This is a genomic window from Pseudomonas sp. DWRC2-2 (genome assembly GCF_049897885.1).
GTDB classification, from domain to species: Bacteria; Pseudomonadota; Gammaproteobacteria; order Pseudomonadales; family Pseudomonadaceae; genus Aquipseudomonas; species Aquipseudomonas azotoformans_A.
Map to the genome: position 1 here is coordinate 709,092 of NZ_JAFCXD010000002.1, position 13,852 is coordinate 722,943.

At 60.4% G+C, this 13,852-nt stretch carries 12 protein-coding genes; 4 read left to right on the forward strand and 8 right to left on the reverse strand.

Annotated elements, in window-relative coordinates; genetic code table 11:
• Positions 1 to 83: 83 nt before the first annotated feature.
• Complete coding sequence (locus ACP7EW_RS11830) at positions 84 to 2,348, reverse strand: putative bifunctional diguanylate cyclase/phosphodiesterase (protein ID WP_426217178.1); 2,265 nt, start codon at positions 2,346 to 2,348, stop codon at positions 84 to 86.
• A 139-nt stretch (positions 2,349 to 2,487) separates the two neighbouring features.
• Positions 2,488 to 2,853 carry a YkgJ family cysteine cluster protein gene (locus tag ACP7EW_RS11835; protein ID WP_061435592.1) on the reverse strand — a complete coding sequence of 122 codons (366 nt, stop codon included), beginning with the start codon at positions 2,851 to 2,853 and terminating at the stop codon, positions 2,488 to 2,490.
• A gap of 251 nt (positions 2,854 to 3,104) precedes the next feature.
• Between ACP7EW_RS11835 and ACP7EW_RS11840 the strand changes: the two genes are divergently transcribed.
• A complete protein-coding gene (locus ACP7EW_RS11840; RefSeq protein WP_426217181.1) occupies positions 3,105 to 4,451 on the forward strand; it encodes a spinster family MFS transporter in 1,347 nt (448 codons plus the stop codon).
• A gap of 171 nt (positions 4,452 to 4,622) precedes the next feature.
• Here the strand turns inward: ACP7EW_RS11840 and rapA are convergent, their stop codons facing one another.
• Entirely contained in the window at positions 4,623 to 7,469 is a 2,847-nt protein-coding gene (gene rapA, locus ACP7EW_RS11845) for an RNA polymerase-associated protein RapA (protein WP_426217183.1), read from the reverse strand.
• Positions 7,470 to 7,688: 219 nt separating this feature from the next.
• Here rapA and ACP7EW_RS11850 point away from each other — a divergent pair, with 219 nt between their 5' ends.
• Positions 7,689 to 8,030 (forward strand): hypothetical protein, encoded by a 342-nt coding sequence (locus ACP7EW_RS11850; RefSeq protein WP_033902733.1) that lies wholly within the window; start codon positions 7,689 to 7,691, stop codon positions 8,028 to 8,030.
• On the opposite strand, the gene ACP7EW_RS11855 is transcribed toward ACP7EW_RS11850, so the two are convergent.
• From ACP7EW_RS11855 to ACP7EW_RS11865, 3 genes are all read right to left on the reverse strand, one after another.
• Positions 8,027 to 9,208, reverse strand: coding sequence for an aminotransferase class V-fold PLP-dependent enzyme (locus tag ACP7EW_RS11855; protein WP_426217185.1), 1,182 nt, complete (start codon positions 9,206 to 9,208; stop codon positions 8,027 to 8,029). The genes ACP7EW_RS11850 and ACP7EW_RS11855 overlap by 4 nt on opposite strands.
• Complete coding sequence (locus tag ACP7EW_RS11860; protein WP_426217187.1) at positions 9,205 to 9,675, reverse strand: RidA family protein; 471 nt, start codon at positions 9,673 to 9,675, stop codon at positions 9,205 to 9,207. The genes ACP7EW_RS11855 and ACP7EW_RS11860 overlap by 4 nt, the downstream gene beginning before the upstream one ends.
• A gap of 90 nt (positions 9,676 to 9,765) precedes the next feature.
• Entirely contained in the window at positions 9,766 to 10,632 is an 867-nt protein-coding gene (locus ACP7EW_RS11865; protein WP_426217189.1) for a LysR substrate-binding domain-containing protein, read from the reverse strand.
• Between the two features lie 131 nt (positions 10,633 to 10,763).
• On the opposite strand from ACP7EW_RS11865, the gene ACP7EW_RS11870 reads away from it, so the two are divergent.
• Together ACP7EW_RS11870 and ccoM are read left to right on the forward strand one after the other, a co-directional pair.
• Positions 10,764 to 10,925 carry a hypothetical protein gene (locus tag ACP7EW_RS11870; RefSeq protein ID WP_017137225.1) on the forward strand — a complete coding sequence of 54 codons (162 nt, stop codon included), beginning with the start codon at positions 10,764 to 10,766 and terminating at the stop codon, positions 10,923 to 10,925.
• 143 nt (positions 10,926 to 11,068) lie between these two features.
• Positions 11,069 to 11,185, forward strand: coding sequence for a cytochrome c oxidase subunit CcoM (ccoM, locus tag ACP7EW_RS11875; protein WP_003172387.1), 117 nt, complete (start codon positions 11,069 to 11,071; stop codon positions 11,183 to 11,185).
• Positions 11,186 to 11,336: 151 nt separating this feature from the next.
• Here the strand turns inward: ccoM and ACP7EW_RS11880 are convergent, their stop codons facing one another.
• Together ACP7EW_RS11880 and ACP7EW_RS11885 are read right to left on the reverse strand one after the other, a co-directional pair.
• Positions 11,337 to 12,812 carry an inorganic phosphate transporter gene (locus ACP7EW_RS11880; protein WP_028619266.1) on the reverse strand — a complete coding sequence of 492 codons (1,476 nt, stop codon included), beginning with the start codon at positions 12,810 to 12,812 and terminating at the stop codon, positions 11,337 to 11,339.
• 314 nt (positions 12,813 to 13,126) lie between these two features.
• Positions 13,127 to 13,327, reverse strand: coding sequence for a hypothetical protein (locus ACP7EW_RS11885; protein WP_003189295.1), 201 nt, complete (start codon positions 13,325 to 13,327; stop codon positions 13,127 to 13,129).
• Positions 13,328 to 13,852 lie beyond the last annotated feature (525 nt).

Genomic DNA, 13,852 nt, shown 5'->3' on the forward strand with positions numbered 1-13,852 from the left:
GGAAAACCTGGCCGGACTCTGATGAATCGGCCGTTCGTCGGCGTTCTTTAGGCAAATGATGGCGAAATGCCAAAGAATCGGCGTCAGCGAATTGGCCTGACGATGGACGTGGAGCCGCCACGGCTTGGGGAGGGCTCTTTTGGCGAACTGCTGTCCTTGGTGCTCACCCCGCTCTGGGAGTGAAGCGGATTGCGCATGTTGATGCCTTGCATCACGCCGATGATGTCACTGGCTGGCACCGCCGGACTCAGCAGGTAACCCTGGACGAAATCACAGCCATGCTGGTGCAGCAGCTCGAACTGGGCCTGGGTTTCCACGCCTTCCGTTACCACTTGCAAGTGCAGGGTGTGGGCCATGCCGATCACCGCCTGGACGATCTCGATATCGGCGGTGGATTTGGGAATATCCTGGATAAACGAGCGGTCGATCTTCAGGGTGTTGAGGGGCAAGCGCTTGAGGTAAGCGAGGGATGAGTAGCCGGTGCCAAAGTCATCGATGGCCAGTGACACACCCAGCGCGCGGATTTGCCGCAGCAACGCCAAAGTACTGCTGATGTTACCCATCAGGGCGTTTTCGGTGACTTCCAGTTCCAGGCGGTTGGCGCCGATCCCGCTGAAGCGCAACGCGTCTTCGATTTCATCCGCCAGCTCATCGCGGGCCAGGTTCAGGGCCGAGCAGTTCACCGCCATGGTCAGGTCGGTATAACCCCTGTCAGACAGCAGGCTCAGGTCATGACAGGCTTGGCGCAGTACCCAGTGGTCCAGTTCGGCAATCAGGCCGTTGCTTTCGGCGATGCCGATAAAGCGGTCTGGGGCGAGTAAACCGTGCTGTGGATGTTGCCAGCGCACCAGCGCTTCCAGCCGGGTGACCTTGCCCAGTTTCATGTCGAAGATCGGTTGATAGAACAGCACCAGCTGGTTACGGGCGCGCAGGGCGCCGCGCAGTTCCTCTTCCAGTTGCAGTTCAAGGAACGCGCGGGTTTTCAGGTTGGAGCTGAAGAAGTTCAGGCTGTTGCGCCCGGCATCCTTGGATTGATACAGCGCCAGGTCGGCGGTTTTCAGCAGTTCTTCGCAGGTCAGGCCGTCATCGGGAAACAGGCTGATACCGATGCTGGTGGTCATCACCATGCGCCGGCCGGCCAGTTCGATGGGTTCTTTCATCTGTTGCATGATGCGCTGGGCCAGGTGCCGGGCTTCGTCGCGGTGGTGGATGCTGATCAGGATGCAGAACTCATCGCCGCCAAACCGCGCAACCACATCGGCGTGGCTGCGTACCGAGCCCTTGATGTGCCCGGCCAGCACGGTGAGCAACTGGTCGCCGGCGTCATGCCCGAGGCTGTCGTTGATGCGTTTGAAGTGATCGATATCAAGAAAGATCACCGCCATCATGCCGTGGGAGGCGGTTTTTTCGGCGAGCTTTTCCGCGAAAATCTGGTTGAAGCCTCTTCGGTTGAGCAGGCTGGTCAAGGCGTCGTAGTGGGCCACCTGTTGCAGCGAGGCGCGGGCCTGGTCCAGTTCGCTGAGCAGGGCATTGACCCGACGCAGATCGCGTTCCTTATGTTGCAGTTTCTTGTCGGCCAGGGCCGCGCTGATGCTGCTGCCGATCACCAGCAGGGTGATGACGGCGACCGACAAGCCCAGTTGAATCGGATTGTTGTCCAGCGGCAGCGACAAGTCCGCCCCCGTCGGCACCATCAGGCGCATAGCGGCCATGCCGGTGAAATGCATGCTCAGGATGCCCGCGCCGAGTACCAGGCTGGCGGCATATTTAAGCAACTGGTGGAACACTCCGGCACCGTTGCGCAGGTAACTCGACAGCAGCAAGGCAGCCAGGCTGGCGCCGATGGCAATGCCGATCGAGGCCATGAACAGTTTTGTTTCGAAATACACCTGTGCCTGGGAACGCATGGCCGACATGCCGACGTAATGCATCAAGGCGATGCCGATGCCCATCCACACCGACGCCAGCAAATACTGGTGGAAGCGCAGGTGGGAGTGACTCAGGGTTTGCATGGCGATCAGCGACGCGATCAACGCGATCAGCAAGGACGCGAACGTCATAAGCAGTTCGTAATGGATGGCAATCGGGGCCTGGAAGGCCAGCATGCTGATGAAATGGGTCGACCAGATCCCGCCCGCCAGGCACCCGGCACCGAGCCAGCGCCAGTGGCGGCGCGCGGTGGGGTCTTCGACATGGCCGACGCGTTCGGCCATGTCCAGCGTGCCGAAACCCGCCGCACAGGCGACCAGATAGGCCAGAAGCACCAAAAAGGGGTTATGACTGCAATTGAGTAATAAGTGCCCGCTCTCTGGAAGCTCGGTAAAAAAATGCAGACCCAGCCATTCCATAGCATGTCCCGTCATAGCGTCACGTCACTGCCTACGGCGATGACCTATGAGGACCAGTGTAGACGCGTAGGAAAATTCGCAAGTTGTAATGGCACTTTGCTTCTCTATGATTTTGGCATGCCACCCATAGCGTTTGATGCTAAGCGCTGATGGGCAGCTCCAGTTCGAAGGGCGCTTCCAGCGGCGCCAGGCCAAACGCGGCGCGGGCTGCATCGCAATCGGCGTTGTGCACGCCCTCATACCAGGAGGACTCGAATTCGCGGCACACACTGGAGCGCTGATCATAGATCGTGCAGCGGGTGCCTTGGCCCACTTCCCCTTCAAGGCTGCAGCAGCGTGCCGGTTTCTGGTCGGTGCCGATCATCGCCACGCGGGTGTGATTGATCTGCACCACCAGATCATCGGGCACCGTGCCCCCCGATGAGGCGCACTCGCCCCAGAAGAAAGACACGCGAAAGTGTGAACAGCAGGCACCGCAATTCAGACACGGACTGGCTTCGGACATGGGCGTCATCGATAAGAAAAACAGGAGTGGGGTGTTACGGAAGGCTCGCCATTCTATCCGGGCCATGGCCGTTGGGAAGGGGGGCAAGAACTTATATTTTTGTAGGTAAAGTCCCGTGCTGCCGGGCGAAATCATGCCCTATCAGCTTTACGAATCATTACAGACAACCGGGTGCCGTCTGACTATGTTGCAGGTACCGGGCAGGATGCATCGGGCATCGCAGCTCTCATAACAATAAAAGAGACGGACCCATGCAGAACTCGACCCAAGCGGCGAATGCCTGGCGCATTCTGTTCCTGCTGTTCCTCGCTAATCTGTTCAATTTTTTTGATCGCACGATTCCGGCGATCATCATCGAGCCAATCCGCATGGAATGGCACTTGAGCGACTTCCAGCTCGGCATCATCGGCACCGCCTTCACCATCGTCTACGCCATTGCCGGCCTACCCCTCGGGCGCCTGGCCGACACCGGCTCGCGCAGCAAATTGATGGGCTGGGGCCTGTTCGCCTGGAGCGGGCTCACGGCAGTCAACGGCATGGTCGGCAGTTTCTGGACGTTTCTGCTGGTGCGCATGGGCATTGGCATTGGCGAAGCCAGTTATGCGCCGGCGGCCAACTCGCTGATTGGCGACCTGTTCCCGGCGCACCGTCGCGCGCGGGCCATGGGCATTTTCATGCTGGGCCTGCCGTTGGGGCTGTTGCTGGCGTTCTTCACCATCGGCTGGATGGTCAAGGCGTTCGACAGCTGGCGCGCACCGTTCTTTATCGCGGCGGTACCGGGGATGATCCTGGCGGTGTTCATGTTCTATATCAAGGAGCCCAAGCGCGGCGCCGCCGAAACCGTGCAGGTTTCCCAGGAGCGCGTCGACCGCCCGATCCGCCGCGTACTGGCGGTGCCGACTTTCCTGTGGCTGGTGCTGGCTGGGCTGTGCTTCAACTTTGCGACCTACGCCTGCAACTCGTTCCTGGTGCCGATGCTGCAGCGTTATTTCCTGATGCCGTTGCAGGAAGCGGCCGTCGCCACGGGCGTCATCGTCGGGTTGACCGGCCTGGTAGGCCTGACTTTAGGCGGCTGGGTCGCTGACAAGATCCACCAGCGTGTTGCCAATGGTCGCCTGTTGTTCGCCGCGTTCAGCCTGATCATCTCCACCGTGACCACCGCCTGGGCGTTGCACGCCGGGCGTATCGAGATTGGTGTGTTTGTGGCGCTGTTCAGCGTGGGTTGGTTGTTCGCCTATAACTTCTACACCTGCGTGTACACGGCGATCCAGGATGTGGTCGAACCGCGCCTGCGCGCCACGGCCATGGCGCTGTTTTTTGCCGGGCTTTACTTACTGGGCGGTGGGATGGGGCCGATCGTGGTGGGTGGGCTCTCCGATCATTTCGCCCATTCGGCGATGTATGCGGCCGGGGCGGAGCAGATGACTGAAGCGTATAAAGCGGTGGGGTTGCATGACGCCATGTACCTGATCCCGGTGGCGCTGTTCTTGACCATGCTGTTTTTGTTCCAGGCGTCGCGCAGTTTTGTGCGCGATGCCAAGAAGATGAAGGAGGGGTTGAGCGGGGTGGAGGTGCCGGCTACGGCGGCGACAGCTTGAGATTACCCGTGGCGAGCGGGCTTGCCCCGCGTTGGGCTGCGAAGCGGCCCTAAATCCGGCACCACGTTTTGTCTGAATAAAACGCGGTGATCCTATTGGGGCTGCTTCGCAGCCCAACGCGGGGCAAGCCCGCTCGCCACAGTTCTTCTTTCCAGCAGGGCAGGGCGGTGATCAGCCCGCCACCAACACCCGAATCGCTTCCAGTCGCAACGCAGCCTTATCCAGCATCGCCAAACCTTGCTCACGTTGGGCACGCAAGGCCACCAGCTCACTGTCACGCACGGTCGGGTTGACCGCTTGCAACGCGGTCAAGCGCGCCAGTTCTTCGTCGGTGTCCGCCGCCAGGCGACGCTTGGCCTCGGCCACGCGCTCGGCATGTTGCGGGGTGATCTTCTCTTCACCCGCGTTGATCCGTGGCGTCAGTTGGTCGCGCTGGGCCTGGATGAACTTGTTGGCGCTGGCCCGTGGCACGCTTTCCAACTGGTCGTTGAGGGTCACGAATGACACACGGCTCGACAGGTCGTTGCCATTGGCATCCAGCAAGCAGCGCAGGGCGGCCGGCGGCAGGTAGCGGCCCAGTTGCAGCGAGCGTGGGGCAACCACTTCGCTGACATAGAGCAGTTCCAGCAACACGGTGCCCGGCTTCAGCGCCTTGTTCTTGATCAGCGCCACGGCGGTGTTGCCCATGGAGCCGGACAGCACCAGGTCCATGCCGCCTTGCACCATCGGGTGTTCCCAGGTGATGAACTGCATGTCTTCGCGGGACAGCGCCTGGTTGCGGTCGTAGGTGATGGTCACGCCTTCGTCGTCGCCCAGAGGGAAGCTGGCGTCGAGCATCTTTTCGCTCGGTTTGAGGATCAGCGCGTTTTCCGAATGGTCTTCGCTGTCGATGCCGAACGCGTCGAACAGGGTTTCCATGTAGATCGGCAGGGCGAACTGGTCGTCTTGCTCCAGAATGTCCTCGACCAGCGCATCACCTTCACCCGCGCCGCCGGAGTTGAGTTCCAGCAGGCGGTCGCGACCAGTGTGCAGCTCTTCTTCAAGACGCTCGCGCTCGGCACGGGCCTCGTCGATCAGGGCTTGCCACTCGCCGTCGTCGGCGTTTTCCAGCAGCGGCAGCAGGCGTGGGCCGAACTGATGCTGCAAGGCGTTGCCGGTCGGGCAGGTGTTGAGGAAGGCGTTGAGCGCTTCGTGGTACCACTGGAACAAGCGCTCTTGCGGGCTGGTTTCCAGGTACGGCACGTGCAGTTCGATCACGTGTTTCTGGCCGATCCGGTCCAGACGGCCGATGCGCTGTTCCAGCAAATCGGGGTGGGACGGCAGGTCGAACAGCACCAAGTGATGGGAGAACTGGAAGTTGCGGCCTTCACTGCCGATTTCCGAGCAGATCAGCACCTGGGCGCCAAACTCCTCATCAGCGAAGTAGGCGGCGGCGCGGTCACGTTCGAGGATGTTCATGCCTTCGTGGAACACCGTGGCCGGAATACCGGAGCGCACGCGCAGCGCGTCTTCCAGGTCCATGGCGGTTTCGGCGTGGGCGCAGATCACCAGGACCTTGGTGCGCTTGAGCATTTTCAGCTGGTCGATCAGCCACTCGACCCGTGGGTCGAAGCGCCACCAGCGGTTTTCTTCTTCGATGTCCGGTTGCGACTGGAAGCTGACCTCCGGGTACAGCTCGGCGTGTTCGCCCAGCGGCAACTCCAGGTATTCGTCCGGGTTTGGCAGCGGGTAGGCGTGCAGCTTGCGCTCCGGGAAACCTTGCACCGCGGCGCGGGTGTTGCGAAACAGCACGCGGCCGGTGCCGTGACGGTCGAGCAGCTCGCGCACCAGGCGTGCGCTGGCTTCGGTGTCGCCATCATTGACGGCGGTTAGCAGGGCTTCGCCTTCGTTGCCGAGGAAACCCTGGATGGTCTTGTGCGCGGCAGGGGAGAGGCGCCCCTTGTCCAGCAGCTCCTGCACGGCTTCGGCGACCGGGCGATAGTTCTCGCTTTCGGCGCGGAAAGCCGCGAGGTCGTGGAAACGGTTCGGGTCGAGCAGGCGCAGGCGTGCGAAGTGGCTGTCCTGGCCCAGTTGCTCCGGGGTGGCGGTCAGCAGCAGCACGCCTGGAATCACTTCGGCCAGTTGCTCGACCAGTGCGTATTCCGGGCTGGCCTTTTCTTCGTGCCACACCAAGTGGTGGGCTTCGTCGACGACCAGCAGGTCCCAGCCGGCGGCGAACAGTGCGTCCTGGGCCTTCTCGTCGTCCACCAGCCATTCCAGCGCGACCAGGGCGAGTTGGGTGTCTTCGAACGGGTTGGTGGCATCGCTTTCGATAAAGCGTTCTTCGTCGAACAGCGCAACCTGCAGGTTGAAGCGGCGGCGCATTTCCACCAGCCATTGGTGCTGCAGGTTTTCCGGGACCAGGATCAGCACACGGTTGGCGCGGCCCGACAGCAGCTGGCGATGGATCACCAGGCCGGCTTCGATGGTCTTGCCCAGGCCCACTTCGTCGGCCAGCAATACCCTCGGCGCGATACGGTCAGCGACTTCACGGGCGATGTGCAACTGGTGAGCAATAGGTTGTGCACGCACGCCACCCAGGCCCCACAGCGAGGACTGCAATTGGCGGCTGGTGTGTTCCAGGGTGTGGTAGCGCAGCGAGAACCAGGCCAGCGGGTCGATCTGCCCGGCGAACAGGCGGTCGCTGGCCAGGCGGAACTGGATGAAGTTGGACAGTTGGGTTTCCGGCAGGGTGACCTGCTCGTTCTGCCCATTGAGGCCGTGGTACACCAGCAGGCCGTCGACGTCGTCGACTTCCTGTACGGTCATTTTCCAGCCTTCGAAGTGGGTGATGCTGTCACCCGGCGAAAACCTCACACGCGTGAGGGGCGCATTCCGTAGCGCATACTGGCGAGTGTCGCCAGTGGCCGGATAGAGCACGGTCAACAAGCGGCCGTCCTGTGCCAGAACGGTGCCTAACCCCAGCTCTGCTTCGCTGTCACTAATCCAGCGTTGCCCCGGTTGATACTGCTGCGCCATGCTGCCTGACTCCCGCCGTGAAAAAGCCGACTATCTTAACGGAACAAGCCCCCACGCCCAAGGACTCTGACAAAAACTACTCCGTTTGCGTGGGGGGCCGGAAGCCGAATCGACGGGTGGCGGGCACTTGGGAGTGTCGACTGGGTCACAGCTTGGCGAGCCTGCGCTCAAGTCGCCCTGCCACCCGCCGACAGCCTGTTGATCAGGAGAATAATCACTATGCTGCCACCCATGCTGCCCGTCAGCGTTGTGCCGGTGACGTCACAACTCGATCCGGTGCGCCAGAAGCCGGATATCCCGCCCGTGGTGCCAGTTCAACCGGGCTCCAACGAGAGCACCATCGACCTGAAAAAGGGCGACGCCGAGACGTCGGCTTTTTTGCTGCGCGAAGAACAACGCCGTCAGCAGGAACAACAGAAACGTCGGCGTGAAGCCGATGAAGACCCGGAGCAGCACCTGGCCATTCCGGGCGACATACTCAACGCCGATAACACCGTGCCGGTGGTGCCACTGATCGAAGATGCCCCGCGCCAGGGCTTGTGGGTGGACGTCGAGGTTTAGTCGCGCAATTCGCGCAGGGCGGCTAACAACACCTCGATATCCTGCTCGGTATTCAGCGGGCTGACCGAGATCCGCGCCACGCTCTCCAGGCCCCGCGCCTGCATATCCAGCGGTGTGTAGGCTACGCCATTGGCGCCGATATTGATGCGCTTCAGGCCCAGCCGCCGCTTCAGTTCGAATGCATCCCAGCCCGCAAGGTTGAAGGCGATCAAGCCTGACTGCTGCGTGCCCAGGTCATGCAGGGTAATGCCTGATATCCCACGCAACGCCTCGCGGATTCGCCCGGCGGTTTGCGACACCCTTTCCCAGACGCGATCGATGCCCAGGCGATTCATCTCTTGCAACGCATTGCCCAGGCCTGCCAGCAAGGCGAAAGAAGTTTCGCTGGTTTCGAAGCGCCGTGCGTCGTTGCGCAGGTCAAAACCCTGGGCGGTCCATGGTGCTGAAAACACGTCGCGCTGGGCCGGGTTCAACCGTTCAAGAAAGTCCGGTCGCACATACAGCAGCGCGGTGCCCCGTGGGCCGCGCAGGTGTTTGCGGCCGGCCGACTTGAGCACGTCGCACTGCAACGCCTGTACATCCACCGGCACCTGGCCGACGGCTTGGCCGGCGTCGATGAAGTAGGGGATTGCATGCCGCCGTGCTACTTCACCGATGGCCTGGGCGGGGTTGATCAGGCCGCCATTGGCTGGGAGCCAGGTGAGGTCGATCAGCTTGACGTGTGCATCGACCATCGATTCCAACGCCAGCGGGCAGACCGCGCCGGTTTCATCGCAAGGGATGACTTCCACTCGGGCGCTGGCCTGCACTGCCAGGTCCATGCTGGCCAGGTTGCCGCCCCATTCGTGACGGCCTACCAGAATACGGTCGCCTGGTTGCCAGGGCCCCAAGGCTTGGAACGCCAGGCTCCAGGCGGTCGAACCGCTGCTGGCAAAGGCAATCGAAGCGACGGGGGCATTGAGCAGTAGCGCGGCGGCGCGGCGGGCTTTTTCCACCAGCACCGCGCCCTGTTCGCCGGCTTCCATCGGGCCGTCGCGGGCCTCGCGTTGCAGTTGTTCGATGATCGCATCAAGGGTCGCCTGGCTGGGCAGGGACGCACCGGCGGGGTTGAAGTGCACGATGCCGGACTGACAGCCCGGCGTGGCGTCCCGCAGGCGCTGGACTTCAAGCGGGCTCACGGGCGTAGCTCGAAAATGGCATCAACCTCCACGGTCACACCGGCCGGCAGGCTGGACACACCTACGGCGGTGCGCACGTGCCGGCCTTTTTCACCAAGGGCGTTCACCAGCAGGTTGGACGCACCATTGGCGACCACGCTTTGCTGTTTGAAATCACCGCTGCTGACGATGAATACACCCAGGCGCACGGTGCGCACCAGTCGCGACAAGTCGTCGCCAAGGGCGTTACTCAGTTGCCCCAGCAGGCCCAAAGCCGCCAATTCGGCCGCCTGTGCACCTTCTTCATCACTGAGGGATTCGCCCAAGCGACCGATGTAGGCGGGCTTGCCGTCTACCAGGGGAATTTGTCCGGAAACGAATAACTGGTTTTGGCTGATGACATGGTTGATGTAGTTGGCATTTGGCTGGCTTGGGGTGGGCAGCGTGAGGCCAAGGGCTTGCACGCGTTGGCGGATGGAGTCGCTCATGATGAATCCTCTGGGTTTTGGAGGTTTCAGCATGTTGGCTGCATCGAGGGGCGACAAACGGATAGATCTCACGCGACGTATCGAAATAACTCACGCGTCGGCGCAGGCTTCCTTCAGCCATTGGCTGAAACAGGCGGCGGCTTCAGTGGCGGGGCCTTCGGGCGCGATGAGCCAGTAGCCGATGTCGCTGTGATAGGGCGGCCAGTCGAACGCTTCCACCAGGCTGCCGTCCTGTAGTCGACGTTCTATCAGGCGATGGCGGCCCATGGCGATACCTTGGCCGGCCACGGCGGCTTCGACCACGATGTTGTAGTCGTGCAGCATTACGCGGGGATGGTGGGTGAGGTCGACCTGGTAGTGCGCGGACCAGTCGGTCCATTCAAAGGGGCGGTGCGAAGTGGCCATCAGCAGTGGGCTGTCCTGGCGTGCCTTGAACGACGGGCTGCACACCGGGGAGATGATCTCGGGCATGAGCCGCGTGGCCTGGACATCGGGCCAGTCACCCTTGCCGTAACGGATGGCCAGGTCTACCTCGGCGGCAGCGACGTTGGCTAACTGAATCGCCGGCAGCAACTCCACCTGGATATGCGGGTAGCGGTTGAGAAAGCCCGCCAAACGCGGCGCCAGCCACAACGTGGCGAACGATGCCAGTAAACCGATGCGCAACACGGTGGCGCTCGGGGCAACCCGCTGGGCATGCGTGGCGGCGGCGATCGCATCGAGGGCAGGGCGGATTTCGTCGTAGTACTGTTGGCCGTCGGCGGTCAGATCGATCGCGCGGGTGCGTCGGATGAACAGTGGTTTGCCCAAGTGTTGCTCAAGTTTCTGCACCTGATGACTGAGGGCGCTCTGGGTCACCGATAACTCGCTGGCGGCTTTGATGAAACTCAAATGCCGCGCCACGGCTTCGAAAGCGCGCAAGGCCAGCAACGGCGGAAGATCCTTGTGCAGTGCCACCTGAGGGCGTCTCCGGGTTCGGGAAAGGCCTCGATTTTGTGCGAAGCCTTGCCTTTTGTCGCCCGCTGATTTGCCGTTGGCCGCTTGAGCCCGCATTATTGGGCCATTCTCTCCACGACGTAAGCCAAGCCATGAGTGAAGATGACAAGCTGATCGACCTGAATGCCGAACGTGCCAAGCGCGTGCATGACCTTAATGACAAGCGCCTGAATGAAGTGCGCCAGGCATTTGAACAAGCGATGCCGCTCGGCAAAGTGAAGAAAAAGCCGAAGAATAAACCGAAAAAGCGTTGAAACAGCCTGCATCCCTTGATGCAGGTCAGTTATTGCCCTTCTTTACGCCCCGTAGCGGGCGACATTGATCCTCGTCAATTTTCCAATTCGCCTTCTCCATTAACTTAGCCCTATCGCAACAGGGCAAGCACAGGAGGCCGGTCATGTTTATCGATAATGTGGTGTTTGCCGGAGTGCTGACTGTAAGCCTCATGGTGCTGTTTTTTGTAGGGTTTGGAATTTTTATCTGGAAAGACGCGAACAAGCGTAAAAAACCTTAGTTTTTCCAGGTTACATGAGCACGCAAGGCATTTTGGGCGACTTCGGTCGCCCTTTTTTTTGCCTGTTATTTGAGTCGGCTTCTACAGAAAAACGAACATAAAAAAAGGTGCGACCCTCGCGGATCGCACCTTTTTTATTGCGGCGGGGTTATCAACTACCCAGCGCCTTCGACGCCAACCAGAACAACCCGGCCGATAAACCTACCGTCGCCGGCAAGGTCAGCACCCAGGCCATCAGGATGGTCTTCACGGTACCGCCTTGCAGGCCGCTTTTGTTCGCGACCATGGTGCCGGCCACGCCGGAAGACAGCACGTGGGTGGTGGACACCGGCAGCGCGAAGATGTTGGCAAAGCCAATCATGGTCGCGGTGGTGATCTGCGCCGACATGCCCTGGGCATAGGTCATGCCTTGCTTGCCGATCTTTTCGCCGATGGTCAGTACCACACGCTTCCAGCCCACCATGGTGCCCAGGCCCAAGGCCAGTGCAACGGCGAGGATCACCCAGAACGGGGCGTACTCGGTGGTGGCGGTCAGGTCTTTGCGCAGCTTGTCGAGGTCGGACTTCTCACGCGCATCCAGGCCCGGCAGCTTGCCGACTTTCTTTGCGGTGTCATCCAGGCAGAGCAAATAGCGACGCACTTCAATACGCTGGTCAGATGTCAGCGAGTGATAGTCGGACACGCCTTTCAAGGTGTCGACCAGCGCGTTGATGGTCGGCTCGGTCTGTTGCGGGTTGCACTGGAACTTGCCCGGCAGATCGTTCTTCACGCTTTTGCCCAGGGCCAGGAACTCACCGAGCGTAGCGTTGTTACGCTGGTAGAACTGGCTCAAATGCACGGTCGCATCGCGGGTACGTTCGATCTGGTAAGTGGTGCTGCCCAGGTCGAGCACGAACTGCGCGGGCACGATACCGATCAGCACCAGCATGATCAGGCCGATGCCTTTCTGGCCGTCGTTGGAACCGTGCACGAAACTCACGGCCATGGCGGAAATCACCAGCACCAGGCGGTTCCAGAACGGCGGGTGTTTCTTGTCGTCGAGCTTGCGGCGCTGGTCCGGGGTCTTGTGCATCTTCGACAGTGGACGCCACCACTTCAGGCCAATCAGCACCAGGGCTGCGACCAGGAAGCCGGCCATGGGCGAGAACACCAGGGAGGCGCCGATATCGATCGCCTTCTGCCAGTTCACACCGTCAGCCAGGGGAATGTCGTTGATCAGGGCATTGGCCAGGCCGACACCGAGGATCGAGCCGATCAAGGTGTGGGAACTGGAAGCCGGGATACCGAAGTACCAGGTGCCCAGGTTCCAGGTGATCGCCGCTGCCAATAAAGAGAAGACCATTGCCAAGCCATGGCCGGTGTTCACATTGATCAGCAACTCCACCGGCAGCAAGTGCACGATGGCGTAGGCGACACCGACACCACCGAGCAACACGCCGAGGAAGTTGAACACCCCGGAGAAGAACACGGCCAGGTGCGGCGGCATGGCTTTGGTATAGATGACTGTGGCCACCGCGTTAGCGGTGTCATGAAAGCCATTGATGAACTCGAAGGCGAGGACAAAGGCCAGGGCGAGCAACAGGCTCACGAGAACCCAAGCATCCAGTCCGCTGAATAAATCGATCATGAAGGTTTTCTGACCCGGTCGTAAGGGGGCGCGATTATGCCAGAAAACCTCAGTAATCGATGCACTAGCTGCTCATCGGTAACAATCTTCACCGAAAAAAACACCCGGAAAGGCACGCATCCCAGGGTTTTCGGGGCTTTGGCAAGTCTTTGATTTATAAAGCAGAGGGCCGCCTTGGCGGGGTTTTGTCACAAAAACGTCACGCCTGAAACATTTGTATGAAATTTTACCGGGGGTGGTGGGATTCAAGGTTGCCGGCTGCTAGCTATGTGCCAGCAGCCGAGGCAAAAACCTTGGGGCTCAGACCGGATCGCTTATGGCTCTTCGGTTTTCAGCTCTTGTTCAATCTTTTGGATTTCCTGGGCAAATGCCTGGTCGAGCAGGCTGGCTCGCTTGCGCCATGGTTTGCGTTCAGGTTCAGGCTGGGCGGCGTAAGTGGTGACTTCTCCGCCGTAAACGTCCTTGTAACGTTGCTCCTGGCGCTCAAGTTCCGCGCGCAGTTCATCTTTCGTCACATCGTTACCTAATTGAGTTGAGTGTAAATACGTTGCAGCGTTATGCCGGAATGCGCCCTCGACGTGTTCCAAGTTGAAGCGCAGAACGTTCAAGTTGGAATAGGCACGGGCGACCACTTGTTAGTGGTGCATTCGAGGCGGATAGTTGCGATCGACAATGCACGGTAGGTGCATCATCTGGCGAGTTCCAGTCCCGCTGATCGAGCCGGGCGGACCTGCGCATAGAGTGCATTATAGCCGTGCATTTGAATAACACTATCAGCATAAAGTTAAAAACCGTCAACTTTGCGTGAGCGTTTTGTTACACAGACGTGTCGGTAATTGCACAAATTCTGGCGCCATAAACTCAACCCAACTTCAGACATAATTAAGCGTGACTTAATTTTACTCAGCGCTTCGGGTCGACTCGGCCCAGGTCGCTCGCAAATTGCGATAATCGAATGATCGTCCGATAATCGCACAATGTTGTCGGCGCTGCCTTGTGCATCCCGGCTGACACGGCTTGTAATAGCAGCCGAACCCCTC

What these genes read in the sequence shown, in the direction of transcription:
- rapA (WP_426217183.1), bottom strand. Translation starts at nt 7,469, where the DNA reads ATGGCGCAGCAGTATCAACCGGGGCAACGCTGGATTAGTGACAGCGAA.
- ACP7EW_RS11850 (WP_033902733.1), top strand. Translation starts at nt 7,689, where the DNA reads ATGCTGCCACCCATGCTGCCCGTCAGCGTTGTGCCGGTGACGTCACAA.
- ACP7EW_RS11860 (WP_426217187.1), bottom strand. Translation starts at nt 9,675, where the DNA reads ATGAGCGACTCCATCCGCCAACGCGTGCAAGCCCTTGGCCTCACGCTG.
- ACP7EW_RS11835 (WP_061435592.1), bottom strand. Translation starts at nt 2,853, where the DNA reads ATGTCCGAAGCCAGTCCGTGTCTGAATTGCGGTGCCTGCTGTTCACAC.
- ccoM (WP_003172387.1), top strand. Translation starts at nt 11,069, where the DNA reads ATGTTTATCGATAATGTGGTGTTTGCCGGAGTGCTGACTGTAAGCCTC.
- ACP7EW_RS11880 (WP_028619266.1), bottom strand. Translation starts at nt 12,812, where the DNA reads ATGATCGATTTATTCAGCGGACTGGATGCTTGGGTTCTCGTGAGCCTG.
- ACP7EW_RS11830 (WP_426217178.1), bottom strand. Translation starts at nt 2,348, where the DNA reads ATGGAATGGCTGGGTCTGCATTTTTTTACCGAGCTTCCAGAGAGCGGG.
- ACP7EW_RS11840 (WP_426217181.1), top strand. Translation starts at nt 3,105, where the DNA reads ATGCAGAACTCGACCCAAGCGGCGAATGCCTGGCGCATTCTGTTCCTG.
- ACP7EW_RS11870 (WP_017137225.1), top strand. Translation starts at nt 10,764, where the DNA reads ATGAGTGAAGATGACAAGCTGATCGACCTGAATGCCGAACGTGCCAAG.